At 63.1% G+C, this 21,567-nt stretch carries 19 protein-coding genes; 13 read left to right on the forward strand and 6 right to left on the reverse strand.

Going from position 1 to position 21,567, the window contains the following annotated elements:
• Nucleotides 1-166: 166 nt before the first annotated feature.
• Complete coding sequence (metK, locus tag Q1V51_RS08480; RefSeq protein WP_300555333.1) at nucleotides 167-1,339, reverse strand: methionine adenosyltransferase; 1,173 nt, start codon at nucleotides 1,337-1,339, stop codon at nucleotides 167-169.
• Nucleotides 1,340-1,526: 187 nt separating this feature from the next.
• Here metK and metF point away from each other — a divergent pair, with 187 nt between their 5' ends.
• The 4 genes from metF (at nucleotide 1,527) to Q1V51_RS08500 (ending at nucleotide 7,028) form a co-directional block, all read left to right on the forward strand.
• Nucleotides 1,527-2,402, forward strand: a complete 876-nt coding sequence (metF, locus tag Q1V51_RS08485; protein WP_300555335.1) for a methylenetetrahydrofolate reductase [NAD(P)H] — start codon at nucleotides 1,527-1,529, stop codon at nucleotides 2,400-2,402.
• Nucleotides 2,399-3,457: a homocysteine S-methyltransferase family protein gene (locus tag Q1V51_RS08490; RefSeq protein WP_300555337.1), complete on the forward strand. Its 1,059-nt coding sequence runs from the start codon at nucleotides 2,399-2,401 to the stop codon at nucleotides 3,455-3,457. Before metF ends, Q1V51_RS08490 begins: the two co-directional genes overlap by 4 nt.
• A 12-nt stretch (nucleotides 3,458-3,469) precedes the next feature.
• Entirely contained in the window at nucleotides 3,470-6,130 is a 2,661-nt protein-coding gene (gene metH, locus Q1V51_RS08495; RefSeq protein ID WP_300555339.1) for a methionine synthase, read from the forward strand.
• Between the two features lie 79 nt (nucleotides 6,131-6,209).
• Nucleotides 6,210-7,028, forward strand: a complete 819-nt coding sequence (locus Q1V51_RS08500) for a TIGR00282 family metallophosphoesterase (protein WP_300555341.1) — start codon at nucleotides 6,210-6,212, stop codon at nucleotides 7,026-7,028.
• Between the two features lie 3 nt (nucleotides 7,029-7,031).
• Here the strand turns inward: Q1V51_RS08500 and Q1V51_RS08505 are convergent, their stop codons facing one another.
• Nucleotides 7,032-8,123: an SMP-30/gluconolactonase/LRE family protein gene (locus tag Q1V51_RS08505; protein ID WP_300555343.1), complete on the reverse strand. Its 1,092-nt coding sequence runs from the start codon at nucleotides 8,121-8,123 to the stop codon at nucleotides 7,032-7,034.
• 178 nt (nucleotides 8,124-8,301) lie between these two features.
• Here Q1V51_RS08505 and Q1V51_RS08510 point away from each other — a divergent pair, with 178 nt between their 5' ends.
• The 6 genes from Q1V51_RS08510 (at nucleotide 8,302) to tkt (ending at nucleotide 15,697) form a co-directional block, all read left to right on the forward strand.
• Nucleotides 8,302-8,601 (forward strand): hypothetical protein, encoded by a 300-nt coding sequence (locus Q1V51_RS08510; RefSeq protein WP_300555345.1) that lies wholly within the window; start codon nucleotides 8,302-8,304, stop codon nucleotides 8,599-8,601.
• A 382-nt stretch (nucleotides 8,602-8,983) separates the two neighbouring features.
• Nucleotides 8,984-10,069, forward strand: coding sequence for a mannose-1-phosphate guanylyltransferase/mannose-6-phosphate isomerase (locus Q1V51_RS08515; RefSeq protein WP_300555347.1), 1,086 nt, complete (start codon nucleotides 8,984-8,986; stop codon nucleotides 10,067-10,069).
• 93 nt (nucleotides 10,070-10,162) lie between these two features.
• Entirely contained in the window at nucleotides 10,163-10,924 is a 762-nt protein-coding gene (locus Q1V51_RS08520) for a YebC/PmpR family DNA-binding transcriptional regulator (protein ID WP_300555349.1), read from the forward strand.
• A 29-nt stretch (nucleotides 10,925-10,953) separates the two neighbouring features.
• Nucleotides 10,954-12,126, forward strand: a complete 1,173-nt coding sequence (locus Q1V51_RS08525) for an AGE family epimerase/isomerase (RefSeq protein ID WP_300555351.1) — start codon at nucleotides 10,954-10,956, stop codon at nucleotides 12,124-12,126.
• Nucleotides 12,123-13,667: a glucose-6-phosphate isomerase gene (gene pgi, locus Q1V51_RS08530; RefSeq protein ID WP_300555353.1), complete on the forward strand. Its 1,545-nt coding sequence runs from the start codon at nucleotides 12,123-12,125 to the stop codon at nucleotides 13,665-13,667. Before Q1V51_RS08525 ends, pgi begins: the two co-directional genes overlap by 4 nt.
• Nucleotides 13,668-13,720: 53 nt before the next feature.
• A complete protein-coding gene (gene tkt / locus Q1V51_RS08535; RefSeq protein WP_366522725.1) occupies nucleotides 13,721-15,697 on the forward strand; it encodes a transketolase in 1,977 nt (658 codons plus the stop codon).
• An 87-nt stretch (nucleotides 15,698-15,784) separates the two neighbouring features.
• Here tkt and Q1V51_RS08540 read toward each other — a convergent pair whose 3' ends face one another.
• The 4 genes from Q1V51_RS08540 to Q1V51_RS08555 form a co-directional block, all read right to left on the reverse strand.
• On the reverse strand, nucleotides 15,785-16,993 hold the full coding sequence (locus Q1V51_RS08540) for a cupin domain-containing protein (RefSeq protein ID WP_300555355.1): 1,209 nt from the start codon (nucleotides 16,991-16,993) through the stop codon (nucleotides 15,785-15,787).
• Nucleotides 16,994-17,071: 78 nt separating this feature from the next.
• Nucleotides 17,072-17,767, reverse strand: coding sequence for a hypothetical protein (locus Q1V51_RS08545; RefSeq protein ID WP_300555357.1), 696 nt, complete (start codon nucleotides 17,765-17,767; stop codon nucleotides 17,072-17,074).
• Nucleotides 17,768-17,859: 92 nt separating this feature from the next.
• A complete protein-coding gene (locus tag Q1V51_RS08550; RefSeq protein ID WP_300555359.1) occupies nucleotides 17,860-18,510 on the reverse strand; it encodes a hypothetical protein in 651 nt (216 codons plus the stop codon).
• Between the two features lie 110 nt (nucleotides 18,511-18,620).
• Nucleotides 18,621-18,962 (reverse strand): hypothetical protein, encoded by a 342-nt coding sequence (locus Q1V51_RS08555; RefSeq protein ID WP_300555361.1) that lies wholly within the window; start codon nucleotides 18,960-18,962, stop codon nucleotides 18,621-18,623.
• 301 nt (nucleotides 18,963-19,263) lie between these two features.
• Between Q1V51_RS08555 and ruvC the strand changes: the two genes are divergently transcribed.
• The 3 genes from ruvC to ruvB are packed head-to-tail and all read left to right on the forward strand — an operon-like array spanning nucleotide 19,264 to nucleotide 21,433.
• Nucleotides 19,264-19,764 (forward strand): crossover junction endodeoxyribonuclease RuvC, encoded by a 501-nt coding sequence (ruvC, locus tag Q1V51_RS08560; protein WP_300555363.1) that lies wholly within the window; start codon nucleotides 19,264-19,266, stop codon nucleotides 19,762-19,764.
• Complete coding sequence (gene ruvA / locus Q1V51_RS08565; protein ID WP_300555365.1) at nucleotides 19,761-20,399, forward strand: Holliday junction branch migration protein RuvA; 639 nt, start codon at nucleotides 19,761-19,763, stop codon at nucleotides 20,397-20,399. Before ruvC ends, ruvA begins: the two co-directional genes overlap by 4 nt.
• The gene (gene ruvB / locus Q1V51_RS08570; protein ID WP_300555367.1) at nucleotides 20,396-21,433 is read left to right on the forward strand and encodes a Holliday junction branch migration DNA helicase RuvB; all 1,038 of its coding nucleotides are present in this window, start codon (nucleotides 20,396-20,398) and stop codon (nucleotides 21,431-21,433) included. The genes ruvA and ruvB overlap by 4 nt, the downstream gene beginning before the upstream one ends.
• Nucleotides 21,434-21,567: the final 134 nt, after the last annotated feature.

Raw genomic sequence — 21,567 nt, forward strand, 5'->3', positions numbered from 1 at the left:
TCGATCTCGGCCATGTCGAGCTCGGTGCGGCCCCATTTGGCCAGCGACATGTCCTTGACGACGTAAGGTTTGTCCGCGGATTGCGTCATGACCGTCAGGTCCTTCTTTTAGTCAGTTCTCAATAAGATGAGGGCCGGTCACCCGGCCCTCTGTAAACGTGCTTGGATCAAGCGAGGGATTTGAGCTGGTCGACGAGACCGGTCGTTTCCCAGGAGAAGCCGCCATCGGCATCCGGCGTGCGGCCAAAGTGACCGTAAGCGGCGGTGCGGGCATAGATGGGCTTGTTCAGGCCCAGAGCCGTACGAATGCCGCGCGGGGACAGATCAGCGATCTGCATCAGCGCGTCTTCCAGCTTGGCTTCGGCAACCTGGCCGGTGCCGTGCAGGTCGACATAGAGCGACAGCGGCTTGGAGACGCCGATCGCGTAGGAGACCTGGATGGTGCAGCGATCAGCGAGACCCGCGGCGACGACGTTCTTGGCCAGCCAGCGGCAGGCATAGGCAGCCGAGCGGTCGACCTTGGTCGGGTCCTTGCCGGAGAAGGCACCGCCACCGTGCGGCGCAGCGCCGCCATAGGTGTCGACGATAATCTTGCGGCCGGTCAGGCCAGCGTCGCCGTCCGGGCCACCGATGACAAAGGTGCCGGTCGGGTTGACGTAGAATTCGGCTTCCGGCGGGAACCAGCCCTCGGGCAGGACGTCCGCAACGACCGGGCGGACCAGCTCCTTGATGTCGTCCTGGCTCAGGCCCTCCTTGTGCTGGGTCGAGACGACGACGGAGGTGACACCGACCGGACGTCTATTCTCATAGCGCAGGGTGACCTGGGACTTTGCATCCGGCTCGAATTCCGGACGGGCGCCGGATTTGCGCAGCTCGGCCATGCGCTGGAGGATCTGGTGCGAGAACTGGATCGGAGCCGGCATCAGCGCTTCGGTCTCATTCGTGGCGTAGCCGAACATGATGCCCTGGTCGCCAGCGCCCTCATCCTTATCGGCACCGGCATCGACGCCCTGGGCGATATGGGCGGACTGCTCGTGCAGGAAGTTCTGCAAGTTGGAGTTCTTCCAGTGGAAGCCGTCCTGCTCGTAACCGATATCCTTGACCGCATCGCGGGCCACGGCCTCGATTTCTTCGTCCGTCGGCGCGACGTCCTTGCTGATACGGGTCTCACCGGCGAGCACGATCTGATTGGTCGTGGTCAGGGTCTCGCAAGCAACACGTGCTTCCGGGTCGCGGCCCAGGAAAAGATCGACGACGGCATCGGAAATGCGGTCGCACACCTTGTCCGGATGGCCTTCAGAGACGCTTTCGGACGTGAAAATGTAAGACGAACGGCTCACGCGGATATCCTCATATAAAGATCGCTTTATGTCCCGGGCATAGATCAGATTAGCGAGCGAGATGCAAGAGGGAGCTTCCGCATCTGGAACCTTTCGCACTAATCTGGTAGAAACTTACTCGCATAAAGATATCTTTATGTGTATATAAATTACGGACTCATTGGATGCAGGACGCCCGGTAAGCTCGATGTCAACGCCGATCATTTCCTTCGAATTCTTCCCGCCCAAATCCGAGGCGATGGAAAACACGCTGTGGAACTCGATCTCCCGCCTTGAGGCGCTGGACCCGGATTTCGTCTCTGTGACCTACGGCGCCGGCGGGTCCACGCGCGACCGGACGCACCGGACCGTGCACCGCATTGTCGAGGAAACCTCGATCAAGCCCGCGGCTCACCTGACCTGTGTCAGCGCCACGCGTGACGAGGTCGATAATGTGATCCTTGACTACTGGGATGCGGGCGTACGCCATATTGTGGCCCTGCGCGGCGATCCGCCTGAAGGTGTCGGCGAGACATACATCCCGCATCCGGGCGGTTACGCCAATGCGGCCGAACTGGCTGCCGGGATCAGGAAGATCGGGGATTTCGAGATCTCCGTCGGCTGCTATCCGGAAAAGCACCCGGAAAGCCCGGACTTTGATTACGACCTCGACCTCCTGAAAGCGAAGATCGACGCCGGCGCGACCCGCGCGATCACGCAATTCTTCTTCGAGCCGGATCTCTATTTCCGCTATCTTGAGCGGGCCCAGAAGGCCGGTATCACCATTCCGATCATTCCCGGCATCATGCTCCAGCCCAATTTCAACGGCCTCAAGCGCATCGCGGGCCTGTGCGGTGCCTCGCTGCCCGACAGCCTGCACGCCGCCTATGAAGGTCTCGATGATGATGCCGAGACGCGCCAGCTTGTGACAGCCCATGTGGCTGCCAAACTCTGTGATGCCTTGCATCAGGGCGGTGTCGACCGCTTCCATTTCTACACGCTGAACCGGGCCGAACTATCTCTGTCCACCTGTCATCTGCTCGGTATCAAGCCGGCGGCCACCCTTGCAGGAGAAGTCGCATGACCCGCCTAGACCGTATTCAGGCGCTGAACGCGCTGGCCGAAGACCGCATTCTCATCCTGGACGGGGCCATGGGAACCCAGATCCAGGAGTTGAAGCTGGACGAGGACGGCTATCGCGGGGTCCGGTTTGCCGATTGGGGCCAGCCGGTCAAAGGCAATAACGATCTTCTGAACCTCACCGCACCGGACGCGGTAAAGGCGATCCACACCGCCTATTTCGAAGCGGGTGCCGATATCGTCGAGACCAATACATTCTCGGCGACCACGATCGCCCAGGCCGATTACGGCCTGGAAGACCTGGCCACGGAAATCGCGGCCGAGGGCGCCCGTCTGGCGCGTGAGGCGGCTGATGAAATGGCTGAAAAGACCGGTACGCCGCGGGCTGTTGCCGGCGCGATTGGGCCGACCAACAAAACCCTCTCGATCTCGCCCGACGTCAATGATCCGGGCTATCGCGATGTCGATTTCGATGCCGTGCACCAGGCGTATCTGGAGCAGGCGCGGGCCATGGCGCCCTATATCGATCTGCTTCTGGTCGAGACCGTCTTTGATACCCTCAATGCCAAGGCGGCGATCAAGGCGCTGATCGACCTGGCCGAGGAAACCGGTGAGCATATCCCGGTGATGATCTCCGGCACGATCACGGACCGTTCCGGGCGCACGCTGTCGGGGCAGACGGCCGAGGCCTTCTGGTATTCCGTTCGCCATGCCAAGCCATGGGCGATCGGCCTTAATTGCGCCCTGGGGGCCGAGGAATTGCGTCCCTACCTGGCCGAGATTTCCCGCGTTGCCGATACCAAGGTCATCGCTTATCCGAATGCCGGGCTGCCCAATGATATGGGTGAGTATGACGAGGAGCCGCACGAGACGGCGGGGCATCTGGGCGAATGGGCGTCCTCCGGCCTGGTCAATATTCTCGGCGGTTGTTGCGGCACCACGCCGGCTCATATCCGTGCCATTGCCGGCGCAGCCAAGAGCGCCAAGCCGCGTAACCCGGTCCGCCGCGAGCGCGCCATGCGGCTCTCCGGTCTCGAACCGTTTGAACTGACCGCCTAAGTCCGGATCATTATGACCAATTCTGCCTCGACTTTCGTCAATATTGGCGAGCGTACCAATGTGACGGGCTCGGCGCGTTTTCGCCGCCTGATCACTGAAGGCGACTATGCCACCGCTGTTTCCGTTGCCCGCCAGCAGGTGGAGAACGGCGCCCAGATCATCGATGTAAACATGGATGAGGGTCTGCTCGACAGTGTCGAGGCGATGACCGTCTTCCTGCGCATGATCGCGGGTGAGCCGGATGTCGCGCGCGTTCCGGTGATGATCGACAGTTCCAAATGGGAGGTGATCGAGGCCGTGCTGAAAAACGTCCAGGGCAAGGCGATCGTCAATTCGATCTCGCTCAAGGAAGGCGAGGCGCCTTTCCTCGAGCAGGCGCGCAAATGCCTGGCCTATGGTGCCGCCGTCGTGGTCATGGCCTTCGATGAAACCGGGCAGGCGGAGACCGCGCAGCGCAAGTTCGAGATCTGTCAGCGCGCCTATAACCTGCTGGTCGAGACTGTCGGTTTCCCGCCGGAAGATATCATCTTCGATCCGAATATCTTCGCCGTGGCGACGGGGATTGAGGAACATGACGATTACGCCGTCGCCTTCATCGAGGCGACCAAGCGTATCCGTGCGGAACTGCCGGGTTGTCATGTCTCCGGCGGTCTTTCCAACATCTCCTTCTCCTTCCGCGGCAATGAGCCGGTGCGCCGGGCCATGCACTCGGTTTTCCTCTACCATGCGGTCAAGGCCGGCATGGATATGGGCATCGTCAATGCCGGACAGCTCGACATCTATGATGATATCGAGGACGAGCTGCGCGAGCTGGTCGAGGACGTCATCCTCAATCGCCGGTCCGATTCCACCGAGCGCCTGCTGGCCGCGGCCGAACGCTATCGAGGTCAGGGCAAGGGCGCCGAGCTGACCAAGGACATGTCCTGGCGCGAGGGCGATGTCCGTGAACGCCTCAAGCACGCGCTGGTGCACGGCATCAACGAGTTCATCGTCGAGGATACCGAGGAGGCGCGCCAATCGGTCGAGCGCCCGCTGCACGTGATCGAAGGTACGCTGATGTGCGGCATGAATGTCGTTGGCGATCTCTTCGGGGACGGGAAGATGTTCCTGCCCCAGGTGGTGAAATCGGCCCGGGTGATGAAACAGGCCGTGGCCCATCTCATTCCCTTCATGGAAGAGGAAAAGGCCGCTGCCGGTGAAGAGGTGCGCTCCGCCGGCAAGGTTATCATGGCGACCGTGAAGGGCGATGTGCACGATATCGGCAAGAATATCGTTGGCGTTGTGCTGCAGTGCAACGGTTATGAGGTCGTCGACCTCGGCGTCATGGTCCCGGCCGAAGTGATCCTGGAAACCGCCAAGCGCGAGAAGGCCGATATTATCGGCCTGTCAGGCCTGATCACGCCGTCGCTGGATGAAATGGTTTTCGTCGCGGCGGAAATGGAGCGCCAGAATATCGACATTCCGCTGCTGATCGGGGGCGCGACGACCTCACCGGCCCATACCGCAGTGAAGATTGATCCGGTGATTGATGTCGCCCCGGTGGTGCATGTGCTCGACGCTAGCCGCGCCGTCGGCGTGGTATCCAAACTTCTGTCCGATGACCGCGACAGCTATGCGGCCGGGGTCAAGGAGGAGCTGGGCAAGATCCGTGAGCGCCGTCTGGCCGCCCGGGCCTCCAAGAAGCGTCTCCCCATCGAGGCGGCACGTGCCAAGGGCTGGGATTGCGACTGGTCGGCCTATACGCCGCCGGCTCCGAAATCGCCCGGCGTGCAACATTTCGACATCCCGCTGGCTGAGCTGGTCAACTATATCGACTGGACACCCTTCTTCTTCACCTGGGAGCTCAAGGGCACCTATCCGTCCATTCTCGATGACCCGAAGCGCGGGGAAGCAGCGCGTTCCCTGTTCAATGATGCCCAGGCCATGCTGAAACAGATCGTGGCCGAGAACTGGCTCAGCCCTCGCGGCGTGTGCGGCTTCTGGCCGGCGCAGCGCGACGGTGATGATGCGGTCCTGTTCGCAGACGAAGAACGCTCGATCGAAAAAGCCCGATTCTTCGGCCTACGCCAGCAGGCCGCCAAGGACAGCGACAATCCACACGTCTCGCAATTCGATTTCCTTGCCCCCGAAGGCACGCCGGACTGGCTTGGCGGTTTTGCCGTCACCGCGGGTGACAATCCGGAGATCGTGGAACGCTTCGAACGCGAACAGGATGATTATAACTCCATCCTGTTCAAGGCGCTGGCCGACCGTCTCGCCGAAGCGGCGGCGGAATGGCTGCACGCCAAGGTGCGCCGTGAGTATTGGGGCTATGCGCCCGATGAAGCCTTCTCCAATCAGGAGCTGATCGCCGAGGCCTATGACGGTATCCGCCCGGCCGCCGGTTATCCTTCCCAACCCGACCACAGCGAGAAGCGCACCCTGTTCCAACTGCTCGAAGCGCGCGAGCGTGTCGGCATGGACCTGACCAATTCCTTCGCCATGACCCCGGCGTCCTCGGTCTCCGGCCTCTATCTCTCGCACCCGGACAGCCACTACTTCGCCGTCGGCCGGATCCAGCGCGACCAGGTCGAGGATTATGCCGAGCGCAAGGGCTGGACGGTCGAGGACGCGGAGCGCGCCCTGGCGCCGGTGCTGGACTATGTCGCGGGCGCCAAGATCGAGGCGGCCTAGCGGTCAACTGACCGGCCGCTTGGACAAGCCGGGGGTGATGCGCCATATCCGTTGGAGATTTACGCACCCGGAGCCCATCATGCGTTTCGCATTCTTTGGAGATATTGTCGGCAAGACCGGCCGCCGCGCGGCCGAGGCGCACCTAGCCGATCTGCGCGAGCGACTGTCGCTCGATCTCGTCATCATGAATGCCGAGAACGCCGCCGCCGGGTTCGGGATTACCGAGCGTATCTCCAACCAGCTCTTCGATATCGGCGCTGATGTCCTCACCCTGGGCAATCATGCCTGGGACCAGCGCGAGGCGCTGAGCTTTATTGAGCGCGAGCCGCGTCTTTTGCGCCCGGCGAACTATCCGGTGGGCTCAACCCCGGGCAAGGGCGCCAATCTCTATGAAAGCGCGAACGGTCACCGTGTGCTGGTGATCAATGTCATGGGCAATCTCTTCATGGAGACGCTGGACGATCCCTTCGCGGCGGTCGAACGCGAACTGGGTGCCGCGCCGCTGGGCGAGGTGGCCGATGCCGTCATCGTCGACGTGCATGCCGAGGCGACCAGCGAGAAGAACGCCATGGGCGTATTCTGTGATGGCCGAGCCAGCCTCGTGGTCGGCACCCACACGCATATCCCGACGGCCGATACCCGCATCCTGCCCGGCGGTACGGCCTATCAGACCGATGCCGGCATGTGCGGTGACTATGACAGTGTCATTGGCATGGACAAGGAAGAGCCGGTACGCCGCTTCACCACGCGCATGCGAACGGCCCGTTTCGAACCGGCGACCGGCGAAGCGACGCTGTGCGGCGTCTTTGTCGAGACGGATCCTGCGACCGGCCTCGCCGTGCGCGCGGAGCCAATCCGCGTAGGTGGCCAGCTCGCGGAGCAGATCCCCGCGGTTTAGGCCTTACTCGGTGGGCGGTGTGTAGCGCCCGACCAGACCTTCGGTGAGCGACCCCAGCCAGATATCGCCATTTGCATCCGGCACAGCATTGGCGAGGAAGCCGAACCGGCCATCCGGATCGTGATAGCTGTCGAGATAATTGCCCTCCTCGTCCATCACTAGGACAAAGGCGGTCGGCTGCCCGGCCTGGGCCCAGACCCAGTGCGGCAGCTTGGTCAGCATGCGGGTGATGAAGGGGTTGCGGTGCAGGTAGGCGACCAGCGGGACACGCTGGGTGTTCATGGCAATATAGAGCCGGCCTTCGCCGTCACCGAGGACGCCGTCCGGACTGCCCGGCAGATTGTCGGCGACGATTTCGACCATGCCGGCTTGCGGTCCTTCCAGCCAGTAGCGTGACAGCCGGTAGCGAAAGGTCTCGAGCACGAAGACCGAGCGACCGTCCGCGGCTACGGCGACGCCATTGGCGAAATACATGTCATCGATCAGGATGTCCGTCTCGCCGGTGTCCGGGTCAAGCGCGATCAGGGCGCCATACGGGCGGTTCTCCGCAAGATCGAAGAGATAGGTCGGGATATCAGGCTGGTTGGCCCATTTCCAGCTCGCTTCGGAAAAATAGATCGTGCCGTCCGGGCCGATATCGAGGTCATCGGCAAAACCAAACGGTCGGCCGCCGGCCTCGGTGGCGAGCGTTTCATGGGCGCCGGTCTCGACATCGATGCGGTAAATGCCATCGGAAGCGGCGAGGATGAGCCGGCCCTCATGATCCCAGATCAGGCCAAGTGCGGGCAGGTTGGTCGGCTGGGCGACGGTCTCGACCTGCCAATTGCCCTCGCTGCCGGTTATGCGCACCACGGCGCCGGAGTGCTGGCTGGCATAGATCGCTCCGTCCGGGCCGATCGCGACATCTTCGGAGTTGGTGATCAGCCCCTCGGCAATCGGCACGGCATCGGCCAGGCGCCCGCGCGGTTCCAGTACGCCTGTCAGGGCCGGAGGCTCCGGCTCGTCCCAATAGGCGGGATCAATCTGCGCTGGCCAGACAAACCAGATCAGCAGCAGCGCCAAGATGGCTCCGAAAACACTCAGCAAAACGCGCATGATCGCTCCCCCCGGCTGGATAACGGGGCCACCCTAGCGCCGACCGGGTGTTGTTCAAAGCGCAACCAAGCGTCTGCGCATCCGGCTTGCCACACCCAAATCGTCCCGTACTGTGTCGAGACCGCATGCGAAATGGGTGTCTCGACAGGAGGAGGACGGCCCCGTTTTTGAGCCTGCGATGAGTACCGTTCGCGCGGTTGGAGGGGATATGTTCAAGCAGACGATCCGGTTCGAACGTGAGCAAGATGCTCACATTTTTGACCTGCACCTGCTCGACTTCCTGCGCGAGTGCGATCAGATCGAGGAAGGTGATGCGGGATGCCTCTTCACCACCCGTGAAGTGCAGCGGGATACCCATATCCGCGTGGTCCAGACCGATCGCCCCGAAATCCTCGGACGCCTCCTGAGTTTTCTTTCTCTGCGAAACTTCCCGCCGGCCGCCCAGAGCGGCGAGCGCGCCACCTCGCTTGGTCGCTAGAGCGCTCGATCTGTTCCGCGCTGAGTGTGTCGGTCGCCGATTTGGCAGTCCAGATCAGTCCGGCCAGCAGAAGGCTCTTCATGATGACATCTCCAGCGTCGGGCGAAGGGGCAGACTAGGCGCGGCTAGCGGGCGACGGCAAAGCTATTCGACTTGTTCGGTTCTGGCGGTCAGAGGGGGCGGAGAATGCTGACAGATTGGCGTCCCAAACTCTCTGCCTGCCGCTGATGTACGGAAACCAGTAGTAACAGCAGGGGGTGCCAGCCCAGGGCAGGCTCATTCATGAAAGTGTTCTAGCGCAGTTTCGCAACTGTTTACCATCTCCGTGGGGTATGCTTTACCGCTTGGCAGTGACCACACAAATCACGCCGTCGGGGAGTGCATGTCTCGTATCATCGTACCGGTAATCATGTCCGGAGGCTCGGGCACCCGCCTCTGGCCGCTTTCGCGCCAGGCGAGCCCCAAGCAACTGCATGCCCTGACGTCTGATCTGACGCTGATCCAGCACACGATTGCGCGCGTTAATGCGGATGAGGACGAGTTCGTCTTTGCCGAACCCATGGTCATTCTCAATGAAAGCCAGCTTGAACCGGCTCAGGCCCAGGTCAAGGAGATGGGCCGCGAGGGGGTGCGCTGGCTGGTTGAGCCGGTCGGCCGCAACACAGCGCCGGTTGCCGCGGTCGCCGCAGAGGTGGTCCGGGCGCGCCATGGCGATGAGGGCATGGTCCTGCTGATGCCGGCGGATCATCATATCGATGATGAAGAGGCCTTCCGGGCGACGGCGATCCGCGGCGCGCATCTGGCGCAGACCGGTCGCATTGTCACCTTCGGCATCAAGCCGACCGGTCCTGCAACAGGCTTTGGCTATATCCGTCGCGGTGATGCCGTCGGCGATGGTTATCTGGTTGATAGCTTCAAGGAAAAACCAGAGCTTGAAACCGCTCGCGAATATGTGGCGGATGGCCGCTATTACTGGAATGCCGGCATTTTCCTGTTCGGTGCCGGCGCGGTGGTCGAGGAAATGGAGGCGCATTGCCCCGCCATTCTCGAACTCAGCCGGAAGGCGGTCGCGAATGCGGAAGCGGACGGTGATGTCACCCGCCTCGACCAGGCCGCCTTTGAAGCCATCAAGGGCGACAGTTTCGACTATGCGGTGATGGAAAATACCGAACGTGCCGCGGTGGTCCCGGCTGATTTCGGCTGGTCCGATGTCGGGTCCTGGAGTGCGCTCTGGGAGATTTCCGAGAAGGATGAGGCCGGCAATGCCGTGCGCGGCGATGTTCACCTCACCGATGTCAGCGACTCGATCGTGTATTCGACTGCACTGCGGGTGGGTGTGATCGGCGCTGAGGACTTGATCGTTGTTGCGACCGAGGATGCGGTCCTGGTTGCACGCAAGTCGGATGATCAATCGGTGAAGACGCTGGTGGAGCGTCTGCGCAAGGAAGGCAGGCTTGATCTGCTATAGCGCAGCGCCTGTCGATGTGGCTTAGCCACTGGCAGATTGCCGGGAAAATGAGTAATCACAGCGTCAAAGACATGACGACAAGGGAAGACCGCTATGGCCGGACACTCCAAATGGGCGAATATCCAGCACCGTAAAGGCCGCCAGGATGCCGTCCGCTCCAAACTTTTCTCCCGCCTGTCCAAGGAAATCGCGATTGCCGCGAAGCTGGGCGGGCCCGATCCGGATGCCAATCCGCGCCTGCGTCTGGCAATCGCCAACGCCAAGGGCCAGTCCATGCCCAAGGACAATATCCAGCGCGCCATCGACAAGGCCTCCGGCGGCGATGATGATACGTTCGAGGATATCCGCTATGAGGGCTTCGGCCCGGCCGGAATCGGCGTGATCGTTGAGGTGTCCACCGACAATCGCAATCGCGCCGCCGCTGAAGTGCGTACCGCCTTTGCCAAAAACGGCGGTAATATGGGCGAGACCGGTTCGGTCGCCTTCATGTTCGATAATGTTGGCGAGATCCGCTATCCGCTCTCCAAGGCCGATGAAGACACGATGATGGAGGCCGCCATCGAGGCTGGCGCCGAGGATGTGTCCTCTGAAGAAGGTGACGAGGAAACCGAGGGCCAGCACGTGATTTTCACGGCGCGCGAGGACCTGATGGATGTCGTCTCCAGCCTCTCGTCCCAGTTCGAAGACCCTTCCTCTGCCAAGATCATCTGGAAGCCGCAAAACCTCATCGATGTGCCGGGCGATAAAGTGCCGACCCTGATGAAGATGATGGAAGCGCTGGAAGACTGTGACGATGTCCAGAATGTCTACGCCAATTTCGACATTTCTGATGAGGATATGGCGAATCTCGGCTAACAAGAGTTAGCGCTAAATCGGGGGTGGGCATGGACGGTGCCGCACGCTTAATCGAATGGGGCACCGCAACCTGTCTGCCGTTCTGGATTGAGCGGGGTTGGGACGCCAATGCGGGCGGTTTCCACGAAAAGCTCGACTTCGACGGTCAGCCAGTCATTGATTGCGAGCGCCGCCTCCTGGTCCAGGCGCGGCAGATTTTCGTGCATGCACGCGCCAGCCTGCAGGGTTATCCGCATGCCCTGGATCAGGCCGTTGAGGCCTATCACCGGGTCAAACAGCTCGCCCGGGCCCCCGATGGCAAGCCGGGCTGGGTTCATGCTCTGACGCCAGGGGGCGAGATCGCCGATCCGACGCGCGATCTCTATGACCATGCTTTCCTTGTCCTGGCCCTGTCCTGGCTCTTCCGCGCGACCGGAGAGCGAGACTATCTGGTCGATGCCGAGGATGTGCTCGCCTTTCTGGACGACCGTATGAGCAGTTCGGCCGGTGGTTACCGGGAAACGCTGGAACACCGCCAGCTGCCGCGCCGGCAAAACCCGCACATGCACCTCTTCGAGGCCTGCCTGGCGCTTTATGAGGTCGATCCGCGACCGGTCGTGCTGCATCGTGCCGAGCGTCTCATGGCCTTGCTGGAATCCCGTCTCATGCACGGGTCCGGCGCTGCGGTGCTCGAGTTTTTCGACGAAGCCTGGCAGGTCGCACCGGATGAGCATGGATCAGCGGTCGAGCCGGGACACTCCTTTGAATGGGTCTGGCTGCTCAGCGAGTATGAGCGTCTGACCGGCTATCCCTCGCGCGGTTTCGGGGCGCCGCTTTATGAGATGGCCAGTGAGGCGGGTATCATCCGAGAGACCGGGCTGGCTGCGGCGCGTATCGACCCGGAGGGACGTATGGTCGATGCGAGTTCGCGAACCTGGATGCAGACTGAGCGTATCCGGGCCGCCAATGTGCGGCTGCGGCGCGGTGAAATCATCGCGCTTGCCGATTTTGAAGCCGCCTGTGATGCCTTGTTCCGCTATCATCTGGAGCCGGCCCCGGCCGGTATGTGGATCGACCGGGTGGATGCCATGGGCGCCGGGCTGTCGGCGCAAGTGCCGGCCTCGACCCTGTACCACCTCCTGGGGGCGTTCATGGAGGCTGAAGCCAAGCGTGAGCTCGGCGCTTCGGTCCCCCCTGATTCCGAAAGGGTCTCATCGCGATGAGTGCATTGAAATCCCATGCCGACCGATTGCGAGCGGCCCGTCTTGCCGACCTTGTTGCCGAACCGGGCCGTCATGATGACCTTGTCTTCGCTCAGGCCGGTGTCGAGCTCGACCTGACCAAGCAGCGGCTCGATCCGGCGGCGCTGGGCGCCCTGGTCGATGTCGCTGAGCAACGGGGGCTGGGCGAGCAGCGTGACGCGCTTTTGAGCGGCGCCATCGTCAATCCGACCGAAGGCCGTCCGGCCCTGCACATGGCCTATCGCGAAGGGGCCAATATCGCCGGCAGCGATCAGGCCTCCCTGGTCGAGCGCACCCAGGCTCAAACCTGCGCCTTTGCCGAGCGGGTTCGCTCTGGCGATTACCGGCCGTCTGGCGAGGCGATCGAGCGCGTGGTGAATATCGGTATTGGCGGGTCGGATCTCGGTCCGCGCCTGGTGGCGGACGCCCTGGCGTTGCACGCCGGATCGGGCCCGGAAATGCGCTTCGTCGCCAGTCTCGATCCATCCGAACTGGCGCTGGCCCTGGCCGGGGCTGATCCGCGGCGCGTGCTCTTCGTCGTCGCCTCGAAATCCTTCTCGACCCAGGAAACCTTGATGTCGGCCGAGGCGGCGCGCGACTGGCTGGCCGGGGAGATCGGCGGTGAGGCGGCAGGAGCACACTTCATTGCCGCGTCCGCTGCACCGGACAAGGCGACCGCTTTCGGCATCGACAAGGACCTGGTGTTCGATTTCCCCGATTGGGTTGGCGGGCGCTATTCGGTCTGGAGCGCGGTGGGGCTGAGCCTCGAGATTGGCCTGGGTCCGGACGCTTTCGCTGCCTTCCGCGCGGGGGCGCGCGCCATGGACCAGCATTTCGCCACCGCTCCGCTTGGCCGGAACCTCCCAGTTATCAAGGGCCTTACCGATTATTGGAACCGTGCGGTAATGGGCTATCCCAGCCGCTGTGTGGCGGCCTATTCGGCTCGTCTGGGCAAGCTGGCGGATTATTTCCAGCAGCTGGAAATGGAGAGCCTGGGCAAGTCTGTAGATCATAGCGGTGCGCCCAGCGGGACCCCCGGCGGAGCGCTGGTCTGGGGCGGTGCCGGGACGGAGATCCAGCATTCCTTCTTCCAGTGGCTGCACCAGGGCCCGGACACGGTTCCGGTCGATTTCATTGGCATCCGCCGCCACTTCGCCAGCGCCGATCCGCGCGAGCGGGCGCTGGCTGCCAACATGGCGGCCCAGGGCGCAGCCCTGCTGGCCGGTCGCCAGGTAGACCCGGCCGCCGAACCAGAGCTGGCGGCGCACAAATCCATGCCCGGCGAGCGCGGCTCTTCGACCCTGTTGCTCGAGGACATGCAACCGGGCCCGCTAGGCGCTCTGATCGCTTTGCATGAACACAAGGTTTTCGTTGAAAGCGTGCTCTATGGCATCAACCCGTTCGACCAATGGGGTGTCGAACTAGGCAAGGTACTGACCAAAGGTATTCTGGACGGCGAGGTCTCAAGCTATGACGCCTCGACCCAGGCGCTGCTCAAGCGCACCGGTTTCCAGACGCGTTAGATTTTCATTTCGGATAGGGCGACCTATCTCACCGTCATGCAAAAGGGGCTGTCATGACTGAAGGCATCGGCACACGTTACAAGGATATGGCCAATGCGCTGCGCGCTTTGTCCATGGACGCGGTCCAGAAGGCGAATTCTGGCCACCCCGGCATGCCAATGGGCATGGCCGATGTCGCCACTGTATTGTGGTCGCGGCACCTGAAATTCGATCCGGCGGCGCCGAACTGGGCAGATCGCGACCGTTTTGTGCTCTCCGCCGGTCACGGCTCGATGCTGATCTACAGCCTCCTGCACCTGACCGGGTTCGAGGATGTTACCCTCGATCAGATCAAGAATTTCCGCCAGCTGGGCTCCAATACTGCGGGCCACCCGGAATACGGGCATACGCCCGGTGTCGAGGCGACCACCGGTCCGCTGGGGCAGGGCATATCCATGGCCGTTGGCATGGCGCTGGCCGAGCGCATGCTCAATGCCGAGTTCGGTGACGATCTGGTCGATCACCGCACCTGGGTCATCGCATCGGACGGTGATCTGCAGGAAGGTATTTCGCACGAGGCGATCTCGCTCGCCGGGCATCTCAAGCTCAACCGGCTCTGCGTGCTCTGGGATGATAACGAGATTTCAATCGATGGCCCGACGCAGATGTCGGAATCCACGGATGTCTGCAAACGCTTCGAAGCTGCGGGTTGGACCACGGCCAAGGTCGACGGGCACGACATGGATGCCATCGACAAAGCCATCGAGGCCGCCCGGTCCAGCGACAAGCCGGTGATGATCGCCTGCCGCACGACGATCGGTTATGGCGCCCCGAACAAGGCCGGCACGGCCGGCTCGCACGGTGCGCCGCTCGGTGATGAGGAAATCGCCGGTACGCGCCAGGCCATTGGCTGGCCGCACGCCCCGTTTGAAGTGCCCCAGTCCGTCTATGATGACTGGCGCGCCGTGGGCTCGCCGGAAATGCACGAAGCCTGGCGCGATCGCCTGGCGTCCACCGACAAGGCGGACGAGCTGGTCGAGCGTCTCACCGGCGAGCTGGGTGAGGCCGGTCTCGCGGCCCTTGCTGACTGGCGCAAGCAGGTCGCGGCCGACAAGCCGGACCTGGCCTCACGTGCCGCCTCGGGCAAGACGCTGGAAGTGGTGCTGCCGGCTGTCCCCGGTCTCGCCGGCGGCTCGGCAGACCTGACGGGTTCCAACCTGACCAAGACCTCGCATGGCGGCGTGGTTTCGGCTGATGATTATGCCGGCCCCTATATCCATTTCGGGGTCCGCGAACACGGTATGGCGGCCTGCGCCAATGGCATGGCCCTGCATGGCGGCCTGCGCCCCTATGTGGCGACCTTCCTGGTCTTCGCCGATTACTGCCGTGGCTCGATGCGTCTGTCCTCGCTGATGGAACAGCCGGTCGTCTATGTCCTGACCCATGACTCCATCGGTCTGGGCGAGGATGGCCCGACCCACCAGCCGGTCGAAACCCTGGCTTCGCTGCGCGCCATTCCGAACATGTATGTCTTCCGCCCGGCTGATGCGCTGGAAACCGCGGAAGCCTGGGAGCTGTCGCTGCAGCGCCAGGACGGACCCAGCGTGCTGGCCCTGTCACGCCAGAAGCTGCCCTTCCTGCGCGAAGATGACGGCAGCGAGAACCTGTCGGCCCGCGGCGCCTATGTGCTGCGTGATGCGGCGGATGCCAAGGCCGTCATTGTCGCGACCGGTTCGGAGGTTTCCCTGGCCGTTGATGCCGCGCAAACCCTGGCCGGCAAGGGCATTGCCGCCCGCGTCGTGTCGGCACCCTGCCTCGATCTCTTCGCCGAGCAGGACAAGGCCTATCGCGACACGATTTTGCCGCAGGGTGTTCCGGTCGTCGCGGTGGAAGCTGCGCTGCGATATGGCTGGGACAGCATTATCGGCCGTGATGGCGGCTTTGTCGGCATGACCGGCTTTGGCGCCAGTGCTCCGGCCGGTGAGCTCTACAAGCATTTCGGCATTACCGCCGAGGCAGTGGTGAGCGAGGTTGAAGCCCTGCTGGGCTAGATTACGCTGAATGAAAACAAAAGCGGCGCGCCGGAGAGGATCCGGCGCGCCGTTTTTTGTGTCTGCAGAGAGGTCTGCCCGGCCGGTTTACTGAGCCGGCTGGGTATCGCCTTCAAGTGGGTCGACCAGGCCGAATGCGAAGAGCTTCTGGATCGTGTCCCGGCGTTGTTCCTCATCGAGGGAGTCGAAGCTGGCTTCGCTGACCACGCCGCCATCAAGCAGCACATGCAGGCCGGGTTCGGCCTCGGCCGGGAAGCGAACCTCGCCGCCGGCTGTAATGATCACGACTTCCTTGCCATCGCCGGCGAAGCGCCAGGGCACCAGCGGCTTGAGCTTGTACTGGCGCGAGCTATCGAGCGGGGTGGCGAAATTGACGATTGTACCCGGTGTGTCAGGCGCCCGGGAGCGGATGAACTGGTCGACGAAGACGGCCATCGCATTGTCCAGCTTCGCGCCTTGGCTAAATGCGTCGACCAGTTTGGCGAAATGCGCGCGGGCTTCGGCGCGGTCGAAGTCCGGGCGAGCATAACCCGCGGGCAGGGCGCGGCGGAATTCCGGTGAGGTCAGGGCGACCTCGGATACGGCTTCCAGCATCAGATCGGCCCAGGTCTTGACGATCAGGCCGACCGTGATGTGCAGCGAAGGGCCGTCGCCATGGGTGCGGGCGTCATGCATCAGGCCGCGCGGGACATAAGCGATTTCACCCGGTTCCAGAACGAATTCCTCGACCGGATCACCGATCTCATGAGCGCCGGATTGATAGCCTTCGCCCCGATAGGGGTTTTCCACCGGGGTGTCGTAAAGGCGCCAGGCCTTGGACCCTTCGATCTGCAGCACGAAGACATCGTGATCGTCATAATGAGTGCGGAAGCCCTGAGCATCCGGCGGAGTAAGGTAGATATTGGTCTGCACGTGGCAGGAGAGCTGGGCCTCCAGCGCGCGGCAGAAATTGGCCAGCACCGGATCGGAGAAGTGCAGCTGTGGCAGGATCAACGTTGCGCCGCGCTGGTATTGGCGGGCCACGGCACCGCGATCGATATTGCCATTGTCAAAGGTGTAATCGCCTGGTCCGACCGGGGGGTCAGCCCGCGTCATGTCGAGCGGGCCGTTATCGAGCAGCCCGCTGGAAACGATGTCATCAATGCGCTTGATCGATAATAGGTCGAGGAAACGTCCGGGCTCGTCTCGCTTGACGATCAGGGCCTTCTTCTCGTGGTGACGATTGAAAAAGTCGTCGGCGCTCACCGGATTGAGCATGTAGCCGAATACGTCCTTCATCCAGGCGTGCTGAGCCATCGGAAGCCTCCGTGTTTTCTTGGGTTTTTGACGCTAGCTGACCTGATCGGCAGCGCAAACGGCAAATCGCCGCAGTGCTTAATACCGGCGCCCGCCACCAACCGGATCGGCATAAGCGCCGGTGTCGCTGTCGGTCACGCCCGTCCGTCCGCCACGGCCACCGCCGACCGGGTCCGCATAGGCGCCACTATCGCTGTCAGTGACACCGGAACGGCCACCACGTCCGCCGCCAACAGGGTCCGCATAAGCACCGCTGTCGCTGTCGGTCACGCCGGAGCGTCCACCGCGGCCACCGCCGACCGGATCCGCATAGGCGCCGCTATCACTGTCGGTGATACCTGAACGCCCACTACGGCCGCCCCCAACAGGGTCGGCATAAGCGCCGCTGTCACTGTCGGTGACGCCGGAGCGTCCGCCGCGGCCACCGCCGACAGGATCTGAATAGGCGCCGCTATCACTGTCGGTAATGCCGGTTCGGCCACCGCCGCGACCACCGCCGACCGGGTCGGCATAGGCGCCACTATCGCTGTCGGTAATACCGGTGCGACCACCGCCTCGGCCACCGCCGACCGGGTCCGCATAGGCACCGCTGTCGCTGTCGGTGATACCAGTCCGGCCACCACCGCGACCAGCGCCCACCGGGTCAAAAGGATCGGCATCGGTATAGCCGGTCGTGGCACAGCCTGTAACGGTCGCCCCGGCGCCGAGCGCCAGCGAGGTTCCTCCCACACGTGTCAGGAATGAGCGGCGGCTCAGCATTCCCTTCTTGGCCATGACCTGTCTCCTTTTAACAACAGCAATCGGGCGGGCCAGATGTCTCATCTGGCCCAACCCCTCGCGTAATCAATCTATCGCTGCCTCGAATGTCAGCGATGGTCCGTGCCGCGGCCATAGCCCGGGCTGTCGGCATTGGAGCCGCTGTCGGCATCGGTAATTCCGGAGCGCGACGAACGGCGCGGTCCGCGGCCATTGCCGCCCGGGTCGCCCATGGAGCCGCTATCGCTGTCGGTATAGCCCGTGCGCCCGCGGCCACGGCCGACTGGGTCGCTCGGATCGCTATCGGTGATGCCGGAGCTGCCGCGGCCATTGCCGACGGCGTCGCTTGGATCGCTGTCGGTGATACCGGAGCGTCCACGGCCATTGCCGACGGCGTCGCTCGGATCGCTGTCGGTGATACCGGAGCGTCCACGGCCATTGCCGACGGCGTCGCTCGGATCGCTGTCGGTGATGCCGGAGCGTCCGCGGCCATTACCCACGGCATCGCTCGGATCACTGTCGGTGATGCCGGAGGCGCCGCCGCGGCCATAGCCGGCCCGGTCACGGTTGGAACCGCTATCGCTGTCCGTCCGTCCGGTGCGGCCATAACCGACCGAATCGTTCGGGTCGCTGTCGGTGCGACCGGTATAGTTCTGGGCCTGGGCCCCGCCGGTGACGACACCGGTGGCGCCGGTTGCCAGCGCAGCACCGGCAACGCGGGTCATAAAGGACCGCCGGCTGAGTTTACCTTTTTTGGCCATTCTAATGCTCCTGTCGATATGTCCCGGGCCTGTCCCCACAGTCCCGTCCTGTCCTCGCATGGATTGGAAAAGCGCCGCCGGTTGTGCTGACCCGCGAGCGCGTGCGTTCCTTAAAGGCTCGGTCCGCGACCGCGACCGGCTGTGTCGGTGCAGCCGGAGTCATCACTGTCCGTGTAACCGGTATTGCCGCGGCCATAGCCGGGGCTGTCCGAGCAGCGACCACTATCGCTGTCGGTTGTGCCGGTCGCCCGGGTGCCGTGATTGGCATAGTCATTCGGATCGCTGTCGGTGATGCCCGTGCGGGCCATGCCCGCAGTATCTGCCGGATCCGCGTCTGATGACCGCTGCAGGGCGGCTGCCCCAGCGACGGCTGCAACAGCGCCGGTCGCAATCGTACCACCGGCCACGCGGGCCAGGAACGAACGCCGGCTCAGCTTGCCTTTTTTCGCCACGATATTTCTCCCCGATCCGCTGCGCCGGAGGACACTCCTGAACGCAACGTAATATCCTTGAATACTCTATGCGCATGCCGTGAGAGGAGCAAATCAAAGGTTTGAAAAAAATACTCAATTTAAACAATGGGAAGGCCACAATATTGCGATTGATAATCAGAAAAAATGAAAACCATTCGCATTTAGGCGTCCAGATGAGATGCAGCGTCTGGTCTTTCATCGAAACCGCAGCAAAAAGCCGCCGTTCACGACTTGTTCTCAATTGCGGCGCAGTGTTTACTCCGCGATGGAGGGCGACAGCATGCACAATAGGATTCGCGTTATCGGGATCGACCCGGGATTGCGCCGCATGGGCTGGGGCGTAATCGAGGTTGAGGGCAATCGCCTGTCCGCCGTCGCCCATGGCACCGTGACGCCCCCGACCCAGGCTGCGTTGTCAGACCGCTTGCAGCACCTGTTCGAGGAGCTGGGGGAGATTGTCGAACGCTTTCAGCCGGACGAAGCCTCGATCGAGGAAGCCTTCATGGCCAATAATGCCTCGTCGGCGATGAAACTCGGGCACGCCCGGGCCGCTGCCATGCTGGCTCCGGCATCACGCGGTATCGCTGTCAGCGAATATGCCGCCCGGCTGGTGAAAAAGACTGTGGTCGGCACCGGCGCAGCCGATAAGAATCAGATCGCGGCTATGATCGCCGTGCTGCTGCCGGGCACCAAGGCAGAGGCCGATGCAGCGGATGCTCTCGCCATTGCCGTCTGCCATGCGCATCATCGCAAAGCGCAAGCGATCGGGAGTGCAGCATGATCGGAATGCTCAAAGGTGTGGTCGAGGCCGCGGGCAGCGACGAGGCGGTGATCGACGTCAATGGTGTGGGCTATCTCGTCAGCGCCGGTAGCCGGACCCTGGCCCGGCTCGAGCCGGGTGCCGAGGTGAAGCTGCATATCGAGACCTATGTCCGCGAGGATGCGTTCAAGCTGTTCGGTTTTCTCGATGAAACTGACCGGGCCTGGTTTGTCCACTTACAGGGCGTGCAGGGCGTGGGCGCCAAGGCGGCCTTTGCCATTCTCGACGCCGTCCCCGTCTCCGAGATCGCCAATGCCGTGGCGCTGGGGGACAAGTCCACCTTTGCCCGGGCCAAGGGTGTCGGGCCCAAGCTCGCGGGTCGAATCGCCAGCGAATTGAAGGACAAGCCGCCACCATCCGGCCGCTCCCTGTCGATCGGACTGGCGGCCCATGCAAGTGTCGATGCGTCATCGACTTCCCCGACTGCCAGCGATGCCGGCGCCAGCGAGCGCGAGGATGCGGTCTCGGCGCTGCTCAATCTGGGCTACCAGGAAAGCACAGCGCGCCAGGCCGTTGCACAGGTACTGCGCGATCAGAGCGAGGACGCGGCCCTGGGTGACGTGATTCGTCTTGCCTTGAAGGAGCTGGCGCCGTGAGCGACGCACCCGATCGCCTTATCGACCAGGACGCCCAGCCCGGGGATCACCGGGACAAGGCCATGCGTCCTCTCGCCTTCGACGATTTCGTCGGTCAGAAATCCGCCATTGCCAATCTCCAGGTCTTTGTCGACGCCGCCCGCCGGCGTGAGGAGGCGCTGGACCATGTCCTGCTGTCCGGACCGCCCGGTCTCGGCAAGACAACCCTGGCACAGATCGTCGCCCGCGAGCTCGGCGTCGGGTTTCGCGCCACCTCCGGACCGGTGATTGCCAAGGCCGGTGATCTTGCCGCCATCCTGACCAATCTGGAGCCGCGCGATGTGCTCTTTATTGACGAGATCCACCGTCTCTCGCCGGCGGTCGAGGAAGTGCTCTATCCGGCGATGGAGGATTTCTGTCTCGACCTGGTGATCGGTGAGGGCCCCGCCGCCCGGACGGTCCGCATTGATCTGCCGCCCTTTACCCTGGTCGGGGCGACGACGCGGGCGGGTCTGCTGGCGACGCCCTTGCGGGACCGTTTCGGTGTTCCGGTACGGTTGGAATTCTATACCGCGGCGGAGCTCGGTTCGATCGTCCGGCGCAATGCGGCCAAGTTCGGCATCGCCGCCAGCGAGGATGGCGCCGAGGAGATCGCCCGCCGTGCCCGCGGCACGCCTCGCGTGGCCGGCCGCTTGCTGCGCCGCGTGCGCGATTTCGCCGAGGCTGAAGCAGCAAGCGAGATCAGCGCGGCTGTGGCCGACCGGGCGCTGGCGCGGCTCGAGGTCGACAAGATCGGTCTGGACAGTCTCGACCGGCGCTATCTCAAAGCCCTGATCGAGACCTTTGGTGGAGGCCCGGTGGGCGTGGAAACCTTGGCGGCGGCCCTGGCCGAGGCTCGTGATGCACTCGAGGATGTGGTCGAGCCCTTCCTGATCCAGCAGGGTTTCATCCAGCGCACGCCGCGCGGCCGGGCGGCAACGGCAAGGGCGTTCGAGCATCTGGGACTGACCCCGCCACAAACCCAGCCGGGTGCCCCGGGCGGTTTGTTCGACTAGTTAGCCGGCCTGACTGGACTTAGCCCCGCCCAAGGCGCCATTGATCATCTGCAGCAGCTCGCCGCGGGAGGCCGGCTTGCCCTGAACGAACGATCAGTCTTGATTGCGCATCTCTGGACGCCAATTGAACAAAT

It is taken from the genome of Maricaulis sp. (assembly GCF_030149235.1).
Classification (GTDB): domain Bacteria; phylum Pseudomonadota; class Alphaproteobacteria; order Caulobacterales; family Maricaulaceae; genus Maricaulis.

Excerpts from the sequence above, each read along its gene's own strand:
- metF (WP_300555335.1), top strand. The coding sequence starts at position 1,527 with ATGTCAACGCCGATCATTTCCTTCGAATTCTTCCCGCCCAAATCCGAG.
- Q1V51_RS08490 (WP_300555337.1), top strand. The coding sequence starts at position 2,399 with ATGACCCGCCTAGACCGTATTCAGGCGCTGAACGCGCTGGCCGAAGAC.
- metH (WP_300555339.1), top strand. The coding sequence starts at position 3,470 with ATGACCAATTCTGCCTCGACTTTCGTCAATATTGGCGAGCGTACCAAT.
- Q1V51_RS08500 (WP_300555341.1), top strand. The coding sequence starts at position 6,210 with ATGCGTTTCGCATTCTTTGGAGATATTGTCGGCAAGACCGGCCGCCGC.
- Q1V51_RS08505 (WP_300555343.1), bottom strand. The coding sequence starts at position 8,123 with ATGCGCGTTTTGCTGAGTGTTTTCGGAGCCATCTTGGCGCTGCTGCTG.
- Q1V51_RS08510 (WP_300555345.1), top strand. The coding sequence starts at position 8,302 with ATGAGTACCGTTCGCGCGGTTGGAGGGGATATGTTCAAGCAGACGATC.
- Q1V51_RS08515 (WP_300555347.1), top strand. The coding sequence starts at position 8,984 with ATGTCTCGTATCATCGTACCGGTAATCATGTCCGGAGGCTCGGGCACC.
- Q1V51_RS08520 (WP_300555349.1), top strand. The coding sequence starts at position 10,163 with ATGGCCGGACACTCCAAATGGGCGAATATCCAGCACCGTAAAGGCCGC.
- Q1V51_RS08525 (WP_300555351.1), top strand. The coding sequence starts at position 10,954 with ATGGACGGTGCCGCACGCTTAATCGAATGGGGCACCGCAACCTGTCTG.
- pgi (WP_300555353.1), top strand. The coding sequence starts at position 12,123 with ATGAGTGCATTGAAATCCCATGCCGACCGATTGCGAGCGGCCCGTCTT.
- tkt (WP_366522725.1), top strand. The coding sequence starts at position 13,721 with ATGACTGAAGGCATCGGCACACGTTACAAGGATATGGCCAATGCGCTG.
- Q1V51_RS08540 (WP_300555355.1), bottom strand. The coding sequence starts at position 16,993 with ATGGCTCAGCACGCCTGGATGAAGGACGTATTCGGCTACATGCTCAAT.
- Q1V51_RS08545 (WP_300555357.1), bottom strand. The coding sequence starts at position 17,767 with ATGGCCAAGAAGGGAATGCTGAGCCGCCGCTCATTCCTGACACGTGTG.
- Q1V51_RS08550 (WP_300555359.1), bottom strand. The coding sequence starts at position 18,510 with ATGGCCAAAAAAGGTAAACTCAGCCGGCGGTCCTTTATGACCCGCGTT.
- ruvC (WP_300555363.1), top strand. The coding sequence starts at position 19,264 with ATGCACAATAGGATTCGCGTTATCGGGATCGACCCGGGATTGCGCCGC.
- ruvA (WP_300555365.1), top strand. The coding sequence starts at position 19,761 with ATGATCGGAATGCTCAAAGGTGTGGTCGAGGCCGCGGGCAGCGACGAG.